The organism is Dermabacter sp. HMSC08H10 (genome assembly GCF_001807585.1).
Lineage (GTDB): Bacteria > Actinomycetota > Actinomycetes > Actinomycetales > Dermabacteraceae > Dermabacter > Dermabacter hominis.
In genome coordinates, this window is record NZ_KV789429.1 from 348680 (window position 1) to 365318 (window position 16639).

General features: G+C 63.1%; 15 protein-coding genes. 1 reads left to right on the forward strand and 14 read right to left on the reverse strand.

Annotated elements, in window-relative coordinates; translation table 11 throughout:
- Positions 1-2: 2 nt before the first annotated feature.
- Genes rpsC through rpsJ form a run of 8 tightly spaced genes read right to left on the reverse strand, consistent with a single transcriptional unit; the run spans position 3 to position 4695 of the window.
- Entirely contained in the window at positions 3-830 is an 828-nt protein-coding gene (gene rpsC, locus HMPREF3176_RS09795) for a 30S ribosomal protein S3 (RefSeq protein ID WP_070460065.1), read from the reverse strand.
- Complete coding sequence (rplV, locus tag HMPREF3176_RS09800) at positions 830-1195, reverse strand: 50S ribosomal protein L22 (RefSeq protein WP_016664025.1); 366 nt, start codon at positions 1193-1195, stop codon at positions 830-832. The genes rpsC and rplV overlap by 1 nt, the downstream gene beginning before the upstream one ends.
- Before the next feature lie 59 nt (positions 1196-1254).
- Positions 1255-1536, reverse strand: a complete 282-nt coding sequence (gene rpsS / locus HMPREF3176_RS09805; RefSeq protein ID WP_016664024.1) for a 30S ribosomal protein S19 — start codon at positions 1534-1536, stop codon at positions 1255-1257.
- A 21-nt stretch (positions 1537-1557) separates the two neighbouring features.
- A complete protein-coding gene (gene rplB / locus HMPREF3176_RS09810; protein ID WP_016664023.1) occupies positions 1558-2394 on the reverse strand; it encodes a 50S ribosomal protein L2 in 837 nt (278 codons plus the stop codon).
- Positions 2395-2440: 46 nt separating this feature from the next.
- Positions 2441-2743, reverse strand: coding sequence for a 50S ribosomal protein L23 (gene rplW, locus HMPREF3176_RS09815; RefSeq protein ID WP_016664022.1), 303 nt, complete (start codon positions 2741-2743; stop codon positions 2441-2443).
- A complete protein-coding gene (gene rplD, locus HMPREF3176_RS09820) occupies positions 2740-3687 on the reverse strand; it encodes a 50S ribosomal protein L4, sunset domain variant (protein ID WP_070460068.1) in 948 nt (315 codons plus the stop codon). Before rplD ends, rplW begins: the two co-directional genes overlap by 4 nt.
- Positions 3688-3692: 5 nt before the next feature.
- Positions 3693-4373: a 50S ribosomal protein L3 gene (rplC, locus tag HMPREF3176_RS09825; RefSeq protein ID WP_016664020.1), complete on the reverse strand. Its 681-nt coding sequence runs from the start codon at positions 4371-4373 to the stop codon at positions 3693-3695.
- Between the two features lie 13 nt (positions 4374-4386).
- Positions 4387-4695: a 30S ribosomal protein S10 gene (gene rpsJ / locus HMPREF3176_RS09830; RefSeq protein WP_055089348.1), complete on the reverse strand. Its 309-nt coding sequence runs from the start codon at positions 4693-4695 to the stop codon at positions 4387-4389.
- A 571-nt stretch (positions 4696-5266) separates the two neighbouring features.
- Between rpsJ and HMPREF3176_RS09835 the strand changes: the two genes are divergently transcribed.
- Entirely contained in the window at positions 5267-6136 is an 870-nt protein-coding gene (locus HMPREF3176_RS09835; protein ID WP_016664018.1) for a YflT domain-containing protein, read from the forward strand.
- Between the two features lie 295 nt (positions 6137-6431).
- Here the strand turns inward: HMPREF3176_RS09835 and tuf are convergent, their stop codons facing one another.
- From tuf to HMPREF3176_RS09865, 6 genes are all read right to left on the reverse strand, one after another.
- Positions 6432-7619 carry an elongation factor Tu gene (gene tuf, locus HMPREF3176_RS09840; protein WP_016664017.1) on the reverse strand — a complete coding sequence of 396 codons (1188 nt, stop codon included), beginning with the start codon at positions 7617-7619 and terminating at the stop codon, positions 6432-6434.
- A gap of 130 nt (positions 7620-7749) precedes the next feature.
- Complete coding sequence (gene fusA, locus HMPREF3176_RS09845) at positions 7750-9897, reverse strand: elongation factor G (RefSeq protein ID WP_070460071.1); 2148 nt, start codon at positions 9895-9897, stop codon at positions 7750-7752.
- A gap of 42 nt (positions 9898-9939) precedes the next feature.
- Positions 9940-10410, reverse strand: coding sequence for a 30S ribosomal protein S7 (rpsG, locus tag HMPREF3176_RS09850; RefSeq protein WP_016664015.1), 471 nt, complete (start codon positions 10408-10410; stop codon positions 9940-9942).
- Complete coding sequence (rpsL, locus tag HMPREF3176_RS09855) at positions 10410-10784, reverse strand: 30S ribosomal protein S12 (RefSeq protein WP_016664014.1); 375 nt, start codon at positions 10782-10784, stop codon at positions 10410-10412. Before rpsL ends, rpsG begins: the two co-directional genes overlap by 1 nt.
- 401 nt (positions 10785-11185) lie before the next feature.
- Complete coding sequence (locus HMPREF3176_RS09860) at positions 11186-12448, reverse strand: septal ring lytic transglycosylase RlpA family protein (protein WP_070460074.1); 1263 nt, start codon at positions 12446-12448, stop codon at positions 11186-11188.
- A gap of 287 nt (positions 12449-12735) precedes the next feature.
- Positions 12736-16623 (reverse strand): DNA-directed RNA polymerase subunit beta', encoded by a 3888-nt coding sequence (locus HMPREF3176_RS09865; RefSeq protein ID WP_070460077.1) that lies wholly within the window; start codon positions 16621-16623, stop codon positions 12736-12738.
- Positions 16624-16639 lie beyond the last annotated feature (16 nt).

Genomic DNA, 16639 nt, shown 5'->3' on the forward strand with positions numbered 1-16639 from the left:
ACTCAGGCCTCCGTTCCCTTATCGGCCGGAGCGGCAGCGGGAGCCTCGGTGGCGGCCTGAGCCTGAGCCGAAGCTTCCGCCTTCTCACGGCGGGCGGCGTTGCGCTCGTTGCGGCGGCCACGGGGGCGCTCAGCGCGCGGACCACGGCCCTGGCGCGGAGCCTGGGCGGCCTGCTGTGCAGCGAGTTCCTTGGACGTGATGTCGCCCTTGTAGATCCACACCTTCACGCCAATGCGGCCGAATGCGGTGCGGGCCTCGTAGAAGCCGTAGTCGATGTTCGCGCGAAGCGTGTGCAGGGGCACGCGGCCTTCACGGTAGAACTCGCTGCGGCTCATTTCGGCGCCACCGAGGCGGCCCGAAACGGCGACACGGATACCCTTCGCGCCAGCACGCTGCGCGGACTGAATGCCCTTGCGCATAGCGCGGCGGAAGGACACGCGGCTCGCGAGCTGCTCGGCGATGCCCTGAGCAACGAGCTGCGCGTCTGCCTCGGGGTTCTTGACCTCGAGGATGTTGAGCTGAATCTGCTTGCCCGTCAGCTTCTCGAGCCGACCGCGGAGACGCTCGGCCTCCGCGCCACGGCGACCGATCACGATGCCGGGGCGTGCGGTGTGCAGATCAACGCGAACGCGATCGCGGGTGCGCTCGATCTCGACCTTCGACACGCCAGCGCGCTCGAGCCCCTCGGAAAGGAGCTTGCGGATGGCGACGTCTTCCTTCACGTAGTCGCGGTAGCGCTGACCTTCCTTCGTGGAGTCGGCGAACCAGCGGCTCGTGTGGTCGGTCGTAATACCGAGACGGAACCCGTTGGGATTGACCTTCTGGCCCACTAGCGGGTCTCCTTCTTCTTCGACGGGGCAACAACCACGGTGATGTGGCTGGTGCGCTTCTTGATCTGGAATGCGCGACCCTGAGCGCGCGGCTGGAACCGCTTCATGGTCGGGCCTTCGTCGACGAATGCAGCGGACACGACGAGATCCTGCTCATCGAAACGCTCCCCTGCTTGATCTGCCTTCACGCGGGCGTTGGCGATCGCGGACTTTACGAGCTTCGAGACGGGCTCGCTGGCGGCCTGCGGTGCGAACCGCAGAATCTCCAGTGCTTCACCCGTGCTCTTACCACGAATAAGGTCAACGACGCGCCGGGCCTTCATGGGCGAAATACGGATGAACCGCACCTGCGCCTTGGCTTCCATTGCTGTCCTGCTTTCTTTAGTGAATAGCGAGGGAAATCATCACTTCGCCACGTGGGCGATCAGCGACGACGTCCCTTCTTGTCGTCCTTGTCATGGCTGCGGAAAGTGCGCGTGGGAGCGAACTCGCCGAGCTTGTGGCCAACCATCGACTCGGTGACGAACACCGAGACGTGCTTGCGGCCATCGTGCACTGCGAAAGTGTGGCCGAGGAAGTCCGGCGTAATGACCGAACGGCGCGACCAGGTCTTGATGACATTCTTGGTACCGGCTTCGTTCTGAGCGTCAACCTTCTTCTGAAGGTGATCGTCAACGAAGGGGCCCTTAGCAATACTGCGTGGCATAACTGTTTATCCCTCGTCCTATCAGCGCTTTTTGCCGGTACGGCGGCGGCGCACGATGAGCTTGTCGCTTTCCTTGTTCGGCTTGCGGGTACGGCCTTCCGGCTGGCCCCAAGGCGAAACGGGATGACGACCGCCCGACGTGCGGCCCTCACCACCACCATGCGGGTGGTCCACGGGGTTCATCACAACACCACGGACGTGCGGGCGCTTGCCCTTCCAGCGCATACGGCCGGCCTTGCCCCAGTTGATGTTGGCTTGTTCGGCGTTGCCCACCTCACCGATGGTCGCGCGGCAGCGCGCATCGACGTTGCGGATTTCGCCGGACGGCATACGAAGCTGGGCGTACTTGCCTTCCCTCGCGACGAGCTGCACGGAGGCACCCGCCGAGCGGGCGATCTTCGCGCCGCCACCGGGGCGGAGCTCGATTGCGTGCACAACGGTACCCACGGGGATGTTGCGCAGCGGAAGGTTGTTGCCCGGCTTGATGTCGGCGCTTGGGCCGCTTTCGAGCACGTCACCCTGGCGAAGCTTCGCCGGGGCGAGGATGTAGCGCTTCTCGCCGTCCAGGTAGTGGAGGAGAGCGATGCGAGCGGTACGGTTCGGGTCGTACTCGATGTGGGCGACCTTGGCGTTGATGCCGTCCTTGTCGTGACGACGGAAGTCGATCACGCGGTAGGCACGCTTGTGGCCACCGCCGCGGTGACGCGAGGTCACGCGGCCCTTGTTGTTACGGCCACCCGTCTTGGACAGGGGGCGGACCAGCGACTTCTCCGGCTCACTACGAGTGATCTCGACGAAGTCGGCGACGCTCGAGCCGCGGCGGCTCGGCGAGGTCGGCTTGTTCTTACGAATTCCCATCGTGGGTTTCCTCAGACTCTCTCGTTTGTCTTCGGGTCACGACCGCTCAGGCGGTCGCGCCTCCGAAGATGTCGATGGATCCGTCCTTGAGGGTGACAATGGCGCGCTTGGTGTCGTTGCGCTTGCCAATGCCGAAACGCGTGCGACGCGTCTTGCCCTGACGGTTGATGGTGTTCACCGAAGCAACCTTGACGTCGAAGATCTCCTCGACGGCAAGCTTGATTTCGGTCTTGTTTGCGCGGCGATCGACGAGGAAGACGTACTTCCCTTCGTCCATCTGGCCGTAGGACTTCTCGGTGAGGACCGGCGCGAAGAGAATGTCGCGCGGGTTCTTGTTAATCGAGGTCACTTGGCTTCCTCCTCATCGGCCGGGCGAACAGCGTTCACGAAGCCGGCAGCTTCCGCTGCTTCGGGCGTCGCGAACCAGACCTCAGCCTTAGTGCGGCCGTACCACGGCGAATCCTCGGTGTGGTACTTCATGGAGTTGCTGTTGCCCTTGATGGTGAAACCTTCGGGGGCCTTGCCACCGTCGAGCGGAAGGGCGCTGCCTTCGCCGTAGGGAGCCTCAACAGCCGCAGCTTCACTCTTCGCCTCAGCCGTGGCGGCCGCCTTGGGGGCTGCCGCAGCCTGGGGCTGCGCAGGAGCCTTCACAGCGGCGAGAGTCGCGCCTGCCACGAAGTCCTCGAGCGCACCTTCGGTGAAGACGACATGGTCGGATGCCATGACGTCGTAGGTGTTGAGCTGATCGGCGAACAGCACGTGCGCGTTAGCGAGGTTGCGCGAGCTGAGCGCGCCGACCTCGTCGTCGCGACGAACAACCAGGAGGAAGTTCGAGCTGTCCGAGACGGTAGCGATGGTCTTCGCCACGAGCTTCGTCGAGGGCTTGTCGCCATCGAGGAGCGCAGTGAAAACGTGGATGCGGCCGAAACGGGCGCGATCCGAAAGGGCACCGCGGAGCGCAGCAGCCTTCATCTTCTTGGGCACACGCTGCGTGTAGTCGCGCGGAACCGGGCCGTGAACGACGCCACCGCCGGTCCACTGAGGTGCGCGGATCGAGCCCTGACGAGCACGACCGGTACCCTTCTGCTTCCACGGCTTACGGCCGCCGCCGCTAACCTCGCCGCGAGTCTTGGCCTTGTGCGTGCCCTGACGCGCAGCGTTGAGCTGAGCGGTCACGACCTGGTGGATAAGCGCCACGTTGGTCTGAACATCGAAGATGTGAGCGGGCAGCTCGGCAGTGCCGGTCTTCTTTCCTGCGGGGTCGAGAACGTCGACCGTCAGGTTGTTAGCCATGAAAATCAGGCTCCCTTCTTCGGACCCTTGACGGCCGAGCGAACCAGAACGATGCCACCCTTGGGGCCCGGAACGGCACCCTTGATGAGCACGAGGTTCTTCTCGGCGTCCACCGCCTGAACGGTGAGGTTCTGGACGCTATTGCGGTTACCGCCCATGCGGCCCGCCATGCGCATGCCCTTGAACACGCGAGCGGGGGTCGAAGCGCCACCGATCGAGCCGGGCTTGCGGTGGTTGCGGTGCTGACCGTGCGAGGCGCTCACACCGGCGAAGCCGTGACGCTTCATGACACCAGCGTTGCCCTTGCCCTTGGTCGTGCCAACGACGTCGACCTTCTGGCCGGCCTCGAAGATCGAAGCGTCGATCTCCTGGCCGAGCTCGTACTCCGCGGCGTCGTTCGTGCGGAGCTCAACGAGGTGACGGCGCGGCGTCACGCCGGCCTTCTCGAAGTGACCCTTGAGGGGCTTCGTCACCTTACGGGGATCGATCGCGCCGTACGCGATCTGGACAGCGTCGTAGCCGTCAACGTCCTGCGAGCGGACCTGCGTGACGACACACGGGCCGGCCTGAACCACGGTCACGGGGACGATGTTGCCGTCCTCGTCCCACACCTGGGTCATGCCAAGCTTGGTGCCGAGCACGCCGTTGATGACGCGATCGCGCTGCCCTGTCAGTTCGTTACTCATGTGTTCCGATACCTCAGAGCTTGATCTCGATGTTGACGTCCGCAGGCAGGTCGAGGCGCATCAGCGAATCCACAGCCTTGGGCGTGGGGTCGACGATGTCGATGAGGCGCTTGTGGGTGCGCATCTCGAACTGCTCACGGGAATCCTTGTACTTGTGCGGCGACTTGATCACAACGAAAACGTTCTTCTCAGTCGGCAGCGGCACCGGGCCCACGACCGTTGCACCAGCGCGGGTGACAGTGTCGACGATTTTGCGCGCCGAGCTGTCAATCACCTCGTGGTCATACGACTTGAGCCGGATGCGGATCTTCTGTCCCGCCATAGCCTAGGTCTATCTCTTTCTCTAAATCCGCTCTTACATGGAGTGGGCCAGACCGACACCCGCGGTCGGGTGTGTCGCTCTTGCGAGGCGCAAAAAGGCCGCGCGAAACCCTTGTCCTTGCGACTTTTCCCTCAAACGATGCGCCCTCAGCGGAGTATCCACACTGTTCGCATCCTTGGGCTGAGCGTCATCCGGTGGTCATTCCCAGAGACGGGGAACGGAACCGGGCATGGCCGCTCGCGCAAGCAACTCATCTAGTTTGCCACGTATCGCAAACGCGCACCAGGGGTCGTGGCGTGGAACGCCTCACAAGCATTCACCGTCGGACATCGACCGTCGGACTCCCCTGCCACAGGGGCACGCCTTCGCGTCCTCACACCCTGCCGCAAGCTCACACCGTCGGACTCTCCCGCCGCGCACTCTCGCGCCCTCGCACTCTGCCGCAAACTCGCACCCCCGCGCGCTGCCAAGTCTCACCTTCGCGCAGGCTCCAGCGCCATGCCACAGCCTCCAGCGCCGGGCGCCTCACTGTTTCGAACAGACGCGCAGGTGAGCATCCTAGAGTGGGCCCATGAGCCAACAGCCGCACAGCCCGCTCCAATCGCAGGCATTTTCACTCGAATTTCCGCAATCGCTCGGCACATATAAGGAGTATGCCGACGTTCAGCGCATGGTCGACATCCTCGCCGACGCCGGTTTTCCAGTACAGAACACCCTCATTGTGGGAACCGACCTGCGCCTCATCGAGCGCGTGACCGGACGCAAGACCTGGGGCCGAGTCATCCTTGGAGGCGCGCTCAGCGGCATGTGGATGGGACTTTTCGTGGGCCTGCTGTTCAGCATGCTTTCCTCGAACTGGCTTTCGACGATCCTCAGCTCCGTTCTCCTCGGCGCCGTGTTCTTCACGGTCTGGGCGGTAATTGGGCACGCCATGAGCGGTGGTCAACGCGACTTCACGTCCATGACCGCAACGGTCCCCATGCACTACGAGCTCCTCGTCGAGCACCGCAACGTCATGGACGCGCGCCGCATCCTCACCGGCGCAGGCATCCGCCTCGGCGACGGCGCCTTTGGGGGCAGCGGCTATGGTGACTCCGCAAAGAATCGACCGACAGGGCCCGGCACACAGTCGCCTGGCACTCAATCGCCTGGCACGCAACCTCTTGGTTCGCCCAGCTACGGCGCGGACGGTCCGTCGTCTGCCCGCTCCAATCGACCCCAGTACGGGCAAAGCGCACCTGAGAGCCGGGATCCGATGGAACCGGCACAAGGTTCGATGGCGTCAGGGGCCACCCGCGACGATGCTCACAGCTTCGGCGATTCCACTTCGCTGAAGAGCGACGATGCCGAAGCTCCGAAGCGACCAACATTCGGGTTGCCGTCGGACCCTGATTCCGCGCGCGGCACCCACGGCGATGACGAGCCGCACCCACGCGGCTAGAAGGGGCTAACCTCAGCAAGAGTCCCCGAGCGCCCTGACCACCCGATCACCCCGGGCACACCTCCTTCGGACCTAGGAAACTAACCCCAACGTTTGCGGCGGTATCACGCCTCGTTCCGCCACAAACGTTGGGTACAGATCCGCGAAAGGGACTCCACCCCACCCCGAGCAGCCGTAGCACCCCGTGGACCTCGGGCGCCCCAAGCCCTCTACCCTCCCCGCAACACAAAGAGAGGCGCCCCGGACGAATCCGGAGCGCCTCTTCTCTTAACTCTGCAGGCTATGCAGCGCTAGATCACTTGATGATCTTGGTAACGCGGCCCGAGCCAACGGTGCGGCCACCCTCACGGATAGCGAAGCCGAGGCCCTCTTCCATAGCGATCGGCTGGATGAGCTCAACGGTCATCTCGGTCGAGTCGCCAGGCATGACCATCTCGGTGCCCTCGGGGAGGGTGATAACGCCGGTCACGTCCGTGGTACGGAAGTAGAACTGCGGGCGGTAGTTCGAGTAGAACGGGTTGTGGCGGCCACCCTCGTCCTTCGAGAGGATGTAGACCTGAGCCTCGAAGTCGGTGTGCGGGGTGATCGAGCCCGGCTTCACAACAACCTGGCCACGCTCAACGTCTTCACGCTTGGTGCCACGGAGGAGGAGGCCACAGTTCTCGCCTGCCCAAGCCTCGTCCATCTGCTTGTGGAACATCTCGATACCGGTAACGGTGGTCTTCTGAGCCTCGCGGATACCCACGATCTCGATTTCCGAGTTGATGGCAAGCTTGCCACGCTCGACTTTACCGGTCACAACGGTGCCACGGCCGGTGATGGTGAAGACGTCCTCGATCGGCATGAGGAACGGCTTGTCCATGTCGCGAACCGGATCCGGGATCGACTCGTCGACGGCAGCCATGAGGTCCTGAACCGACTTGACCCACTTCTCGTCGCCTTCGAGCGCCTTGAACGCCGAAACGCGAACGACGGGAGCGTCCTCGTCGAACTCCTGCGAAGCGAGGAGCTCACGGACCTCCATCTCGACGAGCTCGAGGATTTCCTCATCGTCGACCATGTCGCACTTGTTGAGTGCAACGAGAAGGTAGGGAACGCCAACCTGGCGAGCAAGAAGAACGTGCTCGCGGGTCTGAGCCATCGGGCCGTCGGTGGCGGCAACCACGAGGATTGCGCCGTCCATCTGCGCAGCGCCGGTAATCATGTTCTTGATGTAGTCGGCGTGGCCCGGAGCGTCGACGTGAGCGTAGTGGCGCTTGTCGGTCTGGTACTCAATGTGGGAGATGTTGATCGTGATGCCGCGCTGCTTTTCCTCAGGGGCATTGTCGATCGTATCGAAGTTGCGCTGCTCGTTGAGGTCAGGGTACTGGTCGTACAGAACCTTCGAGATGGCAGCGGTAAGCGTGGTCTTGCCGTGGTCAACGTGACCGATGGTGCCGATGTTGACGTGCGGCTTAGTACGCTCGAACTTGGCCTTAGCCATAGTGTGTCCTCCTAGGACTTTGGTTGGGTGTACTTCTATTGAACGGGTGGGGCGCCCCCCGGAAGGGGGCGACCCAAGCGGTCCGAGAATCAGCGAACAGATCTACTCTACCCGCAAATCCTCGTAAGGCTTACTCGCCCCGCGTCTTCGCGATGATCTCTTCCGAGATGTTCCTCGGGACCTCCGCGTAGCTGTCGAACTGCATCGTGTACATCGCGCGGCCCTGCGTGAAGGAACGCAGGTCGCCAATGTAGCCGAACATTTCGGACAGCGGGACGAGAGCACGGATAATCTTGACCCCGCTCGCGTCCTCCATCGACGAAACCTGACCACGTCGCTTGTTCAGGTCGCCGATGACATCTCCCATGTACTCCTCGGGAGTACGAACCTCGACGCTCATGATCGGCTCGAGGAGAATCGGCTGGGCCTTCTTGAGGGCCTCGCGCGTCGCCATCGAACCGGCAATCTTGAACGCCATTTCCGAGGAGTCCACGTCGTGGTAAGCACCGTCGATAAGCGATGCCTTGACATTCACCACCGGGTAGCCGGCGAGAACGCCGGACTGGAGCGCATCCTGAATACCCGCGTCAACGCTCGGGATGTATTCACGCGGGATGCGGCCACCGGTGACGAGGTTTTCGAACTCGTAGAACACGCCTTCTTCAGCGTCGGTGAGAGGCTCAAAGGTGATCTGAACCTTACCGAACTGACCGGAACCACCGGTCTGCTTCTTGTGCGTGTAGTCGAACTTCTCAACGGTCTTCTTGATCGACTCGCGGTAGGCCACCTGCGGCGAGCCCACGTTCGCTTCGACCTTGAACTCGCGGCGCATACGATCCACGAGCACGTCGAGCTGAAGCTCGCCCATGCCCTTGATTACCGTCTGGCCGGTTTCCTCGTCAAGCTCGACCTGGAAGGTCGGGTCTTCCTTGGCGAGACGCTGAATCGCGATACCGAGCTTCTCCTGGTCACCCTTGGTCTTCGGCTCAATCGCCATCGAGATCACGGGCTCCGGGAAGGTCATCGACTCAAGAGCGATCGGGTGCTGCGCGTCGCACAGCGTGTCGCCGGTGGTCGTGTCCTTCAGACCGATGAACGCGTAGATGTGGCCCGCGAATGCCTCGTCGACAGGGTTCTCCTGGTTCGAGTGCATCTGGAAGAGCTTGCCGACGCGTTCCTTCTTGCCCGTGGTGACGTTGAGCACCTGAGTACCGGTCTCAACGTGGCCCGAGTACACGCGCACGTAGGTGAGCGAGCCGAAGAACGGGTGTGCGGCAACCTTGAACGCGAGCGCGGAGAAAGGCTCGTCAGCGGAGGGCTTACGCGTGAGCTCCTTCTCCTCATCGTTGACGTCGTGGCCCACCATCGGCGGGACGTCGAGCGGCGAGGGAAGGAAGTCAACGACGGCGTTGAGCATGGGCTGCACGCCCTTGTTCTTGAACGCCGAGCCACAGAACACCGGGTAGGCCTGCGAGGAAATCGTGAGTTCGCGAATGCCCTTCTTGAGATCCTCAATTGAGAGTTCGCCCTCTTCGAGGTACTTCTCCATGAGCTCTTCGCTTGCCTCGGCGACGTCCTCGACGAGCTTCTCGCGGTATTCCTCAGCCTTGGCCTGGAGATCCGCGGGGATCGGGATCTCCTTCTGGTACTGACCGAGAGCGGCATCGCCCTTCTTCTTGTTGAACTCGGGGGCGTCCTCTTCGAACTCTTCGGGCCACTCGTAGGCCTTCATCTCGAGGAGGTCGATCACGCCGCGGAAGTCCGCTTCAGCGCCGATCGGCACCTGCATGACGAGCGGCTTCGCCTTGAGTCGGTCAACGATGGTGCCGACGGTGAAGAAGAAGTCCGCACCCATCTTGTCCATCTTGTTGACGAAGCAAATGCGCGGCACGTTGTACTTGTCGGCCTGGCGCCACACGGTCTCCGACTGCGGCTCGACACCTTCCTTGCCGTCGAACACGGCAACAGCGCCATCGAGAACGCGCAGCGAGCGCTCCACCTCAACGGTGAAGTCGACGTGGCCGGGCGTGTCGATGATGTTGATCTGGTTGTCGTGCCAGTAGCAGGTCGTTGCCGCGGACGTAATGGTGATGCCGCGTTCCTTTTCCTGCTCCATCCAGTCCATGGTGCCGGCACCGTCGTGGGTTTCGCCAAGCTTGTAGTTGACGCCGGTGTAGTACAGGATGCGCTCGGTGGTGGTGGTCTTACCAGCATCGATGTGTGCCATGATGCCGATGTTGCGGACCTTATTGAGATCCTTAAGCACTGCAAGTGCCACGGGCTATGCCTTTCTGCGCTTCGGTTCGAGTACCGCCGGCGATTACCAGCGGTAGTGAGCGAAGGCCTTGTTGGACTCCGCCATCTTGTGGGTGTCTTCGCGGCGCTTCACAGCGGCACCGAGGCCGTTCGAAGCGTCGAGGATCTCGTTCATCAGGCGCTCGGTCATCGTGTGCTCACGGCGAGCACGCGAGTAGCCAACGAGCCAGCGCAGCGCGAGGGTCGTCGAGCGGCCGGCACGCACCTCGACGGGCACCTGGTAGGTGGCACCGCCGACGCGACGGGAACGAACCTCGAGGGACGGACGGATGTTGTCCAGAGCCTTCTTGAGGGTCGCAACCGGGTCCTGACCGTTCTTCTCACGGCAGCCTTCGAGAGCGCCGTAAACGATGCGCTCGGCGACGGTCTTCTTGCCGTCAAGGAGAACCTTGTTGATGAGCTGAGTGACGATGGGCGAGCCGTAGACAGGGTCGACCACGAGCTGACGCTTGGGAGCTGCACCTTTACGTGGCATTACTTCTTCTCCTTCTTCGCGCCGTACCGCGAGCGTGCCTGCTGGCGACCCTTCACGGCCTGGGTATCGAGCGAACCACGAACGACCTTGTAGCGGACGCCCGGGAGGTCCTTCACACGACCGCCGCGAACAAGGACGATCGAGTGCTCCTGGAGGTTGTGGCCTTCACCGGGGATGTAGGCCGTAACTTCGACACCGGAGGAGAGACGAACACGTGCAATCTTGCGGAGCGCCGAGTTCGGTTTCTTGGGGGTGGTGGTGTACACACGGGTGCACACGCCGCGGCGCTGGGGCGAGCCCTTGAGCGCGGGCGTGCTCGAGGCGACAGGCTTATCCTGGCGACCCTTGCGCACCAACTGCTGAATAGTAGGCACTTTTTCTCTTTCTGTCGCTAGCCGCGCTCTTCACACGGCCAGATCACCTTCTTTGCCCACAGGCGCCGAAGCACCGGGTCCACGGGTGTGGAGTGGGCCGCGACCCGAGACGACGCCGCGAGGGGTGTCAATCTCGACCCGCACGGACCCCTCATGAGGCCCGGTGACTGCGATACCGTACCCCCGCTCATTGCACTCGCACGAGGCGAGGCCGCGAGAGGGCATAGGGCACCCAGGCACAGTTCATCAGTCTACGTTGCGCGTTTTATTCCGGTCAAAGGACTGGGGCCAGTTCGTCGTACATCACATGCACGGGAACCTGGAAGTGTCGCGCAGGCAACAGCAAAGGAAACGGGCCGACGGTAGCTGAGTACCGTCGGCCCGCTTTTTGTCATGGTGGCTTACTCGACGATCTGCCAGTCGACGCGTGCCACGCCGGAGCTCACGCCGCCGATACTCTTCATCGCCGCGTAGGAAAGGTCGAGGCAGCGACCGCCCACGTACGGGCCACGGTCGTTGATGCGCACGACCACGCTGCGGCCGTTGGCCTTATTGGTCACGCGCACGCGGGTGCCGAACGGCAGACTCTTGTGGGCCGCGGTGTACGCATGCGTGTTGAAACGCTCGCCGCTTGCCGTGGGGCCGCCGTCAGTGCCGTCGCCGTTGCCGTAGAACGAGGCACCGCACGAACGAACGCCGCTCACAGCCTTGCCACCCTGAGGCGCGGATTCGCTGCGCTTTTTGCGGCTCTGCTTCGGGGCGTCGCCACTAGCTTTGCTCACGTCCTCGCTCTTCGGTTCCGCGCTCTTCGGTTCCTCAGCGGGGCGCTTCTTGGTGCCCTTGGCGACGACCTCGGTGACGGGTTCCTTCGTGACCTCTTCCTTCACGACTTCCTCGCCCGACACTTTTCCGTCGGTCGTCGAAATCTTTTTGACGATGGTCTTTTCGCCCTTTTCGCCCTTCGTGACCACGCGAGTTTCGCCTTCGTAGATCGCGTCATCTTTGCGAGTCTCGGTCTTGTAGTCGATCGCAACCTTCTCGGTCTTTTCCTCGGAGTTGAGGCGCACGAGGTGGATCGTGTCGCCATCCTTGAGGACGGTGTCACGCGAGGGCGTGACGTCGTCGTCGGCGTCAACCGAGTCGGCGAAGTACTTATCGAGGAGATCCTGAACGGTTCGAACGGTCGTGCCCTTGGCAACCCACGAGCCGTTCATGCCGGTCACGGTGATGTCCTTGGGGGTCGTCACGGTCACGGGACCGTCGACATCCTCAAGTTTGGTGTCGGGCTTCGGGGAAACCGCGGCCCCTTCGGCGTCGATTCCGGCCTGCGCGAGAGCATCGGCAACGGTATCGCCCTCGACGAGGACCGACTGCTCTTTGCCGTCGACACTGAGCTTGACCTCTTCGCGTTCTTTCACGACGATCTTGTCGCCCGAGTCGACGGTCTCGCCGAGAGCCGGCTTCACGAGATCGGTGTGGGAGACATCCACGCCGTGCGCTTCGAGGATGTCGGCCACCTGCGTGTCGAACGTGCGGAACGTTGCCACGCGGCCGTAGGCGTTCACGGTGACTTCGTTCGACATCGCGTAGGCTGCGCCACCGCCACCGCCCGCGAATACGGTCGCGAGTGCGGCTGCGGCGATAATCGGAGTCTTCTTCTTCACGAGTGTCCTTCGCATTGACGAGTGCACGGGAAGCGTCGCGCACGGTTGGCGCGAGTGCGGATTTCGGATGTCTCCATCTTGTCGCGCACGAAAGCGGGACGGTACCCGCAACACCAAGCCTTAAAACAAGACAAACCGCTATTTTGCCAACGCTTGACGCTCGCCGCGGTTTGCCTCACACATGCGCAGGCGGCGCTGCGGCCTGCGCGACAGCAGAGAAAAAGAGGGCCGGCCCTCCCCCGCTTGGGAAAGGACCGGCCCTCCGGTGACGCCCGAAGGCGCGAAGATCAGCGGAAGTCCGTATTGAACGGATCCGAGTAGCTGAAGTCGTCGAGGTTCAGGCTCGAGCCGGCACCGCTGAAGTCGGTGAGACCGAAGTCGTCGTACCCGGGAACCGTGTACATCTGCGCCTTCGCCTCGTCAGTCGGCTCCACCTCAAAGTTGCGGAAGCGGGGAAGGCCCGTGCCCGCGGGGATGAGCTTACCGATGATGACGTTCTCCTTGAGGCCCATGAGCTTGTCGCTCTTGGAGCTGAGTGCAGCCTCGGTGAGCACGCGGGTCGTCTCCTGGAACGAGGCGGCCGAAAGCCACGACTCGGTCGCAAGCGACGCCTTCGTGATACCCATGAGCTCGGGGCGGCCCTGCGCGGGCTCCCCACCTTCGGCGAGGGCAGCGCGGTTGGCTTCGATGAACGCGGCGTTCTCGACGAGGTCGCCAGGCAGAAGCTTCGTGTCGCCCGAGGCCACGATCGTCACGCGGCGCAGCATCTGGCGAACGATGACCTCGATATGCTTCGCGTGAATGTCCACACCCTGGCTAACGTACACCTTCTGGACTTCGTCCACGAGGTGCTTCTGCACGGCGCGCGGGCCGAGGATGCGAAGCACCTGCTTCGGGTCAACCGAGCCCGGGGAGAGCTGCTGGCCGACCTCGACGTGGTCGCCGTCGAAGACGAGCGGGGTCACGCGACGCGAAAGCGTGTAGGTCACGGGTTCGCTGCCGTCATCCGGCGTCACGGTGAGCTTGCGCTGCTTTTCGGATTCGTCGACACTCACGCGGCCCGCAACCTCGGTGATCGGGGCGAAGCCCGCCGGGGTACGTGCCTCGAAGAGCTCCTGCACACGCGGGAGACCGTGCGTGATGTCGCCCTCAGCCGACGCCACACCACCGGAGTGGAAGGTACGCATCGTGAGCTGGGTACCGGGCTCACCAATCGACTGCGCGGCGACGATGCCAACGGCCTCGCCGATGTCCACGAGCTGGCCGGTCGCGAGGGAGCGCCCGTAGCACTGCGCACACGTTCCCACGGCGGAGTCACACGTGAGAACGGAGCGGACCTTAACCTCGGTGACACCCGCGGCGAGGAGCTTCTCAATGAGCACATCGCCGACGTCGTCACCGGCGGATGCGAGAACCGTGCCGTCTTCGCCTGCCACGTCCTGCGCGAGCGTACGGCCGTACGCCGTGATCTCAACGTTGTCGGCGGGCACGATGACACCGTCGAGGTCCTGACCGATGGCCATCGTGAAGCCCTTCGAGGTTCCACAATCGCCCTCACGCACGATGACGTCCTGGGAGACGTCCACGAGACGACGCGTCAGGTAACCCGACTGCGCGGTCTTGAGTGCGGTATCGGCAAGGCCCTTACGCGAACCGTGCGATGCGATGAAGTACTCGAGCACCGAGAGACCCTCGCGGTAGTTCGAGAGGATCGGGCGGGGAATAATCTCGCCCTTCGGGTTGTTCACGAGGCCACGCATACCGGCGATCTGGCGGATCTGCATCCAGTTACCACGGGCACCGGAGTGCACCATGCGGTAAATCGTGTTGTCCACCGGGAAGTTCGCCTTCATCGCCTCGGCAACCTCGTTGGTCGCCTCGGTCCAGATGTCGATGAGCTCGCTGCTGCGCTCAGCTTCGGAGACGAGACCAAGGTCGCGGTTCTCCTCGACCTGCGCGGCCTTCGCTTCGTACTTCGCGATGATCTCCGGCTTGTTCGGCGGCGCCACAACGTCACTGAACGCGAAGGTCACGCCCGAGTAGGTCGACCACGAGAAACCGTAGGACTTGAGTGCGTCGAGCGAAGCCGACACCTGGCCCTTGTCGTAGCGTTCGGCGAGCGCGTTCACGACGCCACCGAGGCGCTTCTTGCCAACCTGGCCTTCAACGTAGGGGAAGTCCTCGGGGAGGGTCTCGTTGAAGTAGTAGGTGCCGAGCGTGGTCTCGAGGGTGATCGGGTCACCCTCGCTCCAGCCCTCGGGAGCCTTCCAGTCCGACGGCGGCACGACATCGGTGAAGCGCACCTTGATCGGTGCGTTCAGGTCGATCTCGTTGTTATCGAAAGCCATGATCGCCTCGGCGATCGACGAGAACGAGCGGCCATGGCCGAGTGCCTCGGGCTTCGGGGTCGTCAGGTGGTAGAGGCCGATGACCATGTCCTGTGCGGGCATCGTCACGGGGCGGCCGTCCGACGGCTTGAGGATGTTGTTCGAGGAGAGCATGAGGATGCGCGCCTCTGCCTGCGCCTCGGGCGAAAGCGGGAGGTGCACGGCCATCTGGTCACCGTCGAAGTCAGCGTTGAAGGCGCCACACACGAGCGGGTGCAGGTGGATGGCCTTTCCCTCGACGAGCTTCGGCTCGAACGCCTGAATACCGAGGCGGTGAAGCGTGGGTGCACGGTTGAGCAGCACGGGGTGCTCGGTGATGACCTCTTCGAGAACGTCCCACACCTCGGGGCGCGAACGCTCGACCATGCGCTTGGCGGCCTTGACGTTCTGCGCGAGGGAGAGATCCACGAGGCGCTTCATGACGAACGGCTTGAACAGCTCGAGAGCCATGCCCTTCGGGAGACCACACTGGTGAAGGTGCAGCTCCGGGCCGTTCACGATAACCGAGCGGCCCGAGTAGTCCACGCGCTTACCGAGCAGGTTCGCACGGAAACGACCCTGCTTGCCCTTGAGCATGTCGGAGAGCGACTTGAGCGGGCGGTTGCCGGGTCCCGTGACGGGGCGGCCGCGGCGGCCGTTGTCGAACAGCGAATCAACCGACTCCTGAAGCATGCGCTTTTCGTTGTTCACGATGATCTCGGGCGCACCGAGGTCGATGAGGCGCTTGAGGCGGTTGTTGCGGTTGATGACGCGTCGGTACAGGTCGTTGAGGTCGGAGGTCGCGAAGCGGCCACCGTCGAGCTGCACCATGGGGCGAAGATCCGGCGGGATCACGGGGATGCAGTCGAGCACCATGCCGGCGGGCGAGTTGGTCGTCTGCTGGAACGCCGAAACGACCTTGAGGCGCTTGAGGGCGCGAGCCTTCTTCTGCCCCTTGCCGTTCGCGATGACCTCACGGAGCTTCTCAGCCTCGGAGTCGAGGTCGAAGTCGAGCAGGCGCTGCTGCACGGCCTCGGCACCCATGCCACCTTCGAAGTAGTGGCCGTAGCGGAGCTTCATAGCGCGGTAGAGCTGTTCGTCGCCCTCGAGGTCGGCAACCTCGAGGTTCTTGAAGCGCTCCCACACGTTCTGCACGCGCGTGATCTCGGCGTCGTACTTCTTGCGGATCTGTGCCTGCTCGCGCTCCGCGGAATCGCGAACCTTACGCTTCGCGTCGGCCTTCGCGCCTTCCTCCTCGAGCTGGGCGAGGTCCTTCTCGGCCGCGACCGCGCGATCGTTGATCGCAGCATCGCGCTCATTTTCGAGCTCGCGGATCTCGAGGTCGTGGCGGCTCTGAAGCTCGGGCATGTCGGTGTGACGGGCCTCGTCATCGACCTTCGTGATCATGTAGGCCGCGAAGTAGATGACCTTCTCGAGGTCCTTCGGCGCGAGGTCGAGCAGGTAGCCGAGGCGGCTCGGAACGCCCTTGAAGTACCAGATGTGCGTCACGGGAGCCGCAAGCTCGATGTGGGCCATGCGCTCACGGCGCACGGAGGACTTGGTGACCTCTACGCCACAGCGCTCACACACGATTCCCTTGAATCGCACGCGCTTGTACTTGCCGCAGTAGCACTCCCAGTCGCGGGTCGGGCCGAAGATGCGCTCACAGAAGAGGCCGTCCATCTCGGGCTTGAGGGTGCGGTAGTTGATGGTTTCGGGCTTTTTAACTTCGCCGTATGACCAGGAACGGATGTCGTCGGCCGTCGCGAGGCCGATCTTGAGCTCGTCAAAGTGGTTGACGTCGAGCACGTGTGTCCTTCTCTCG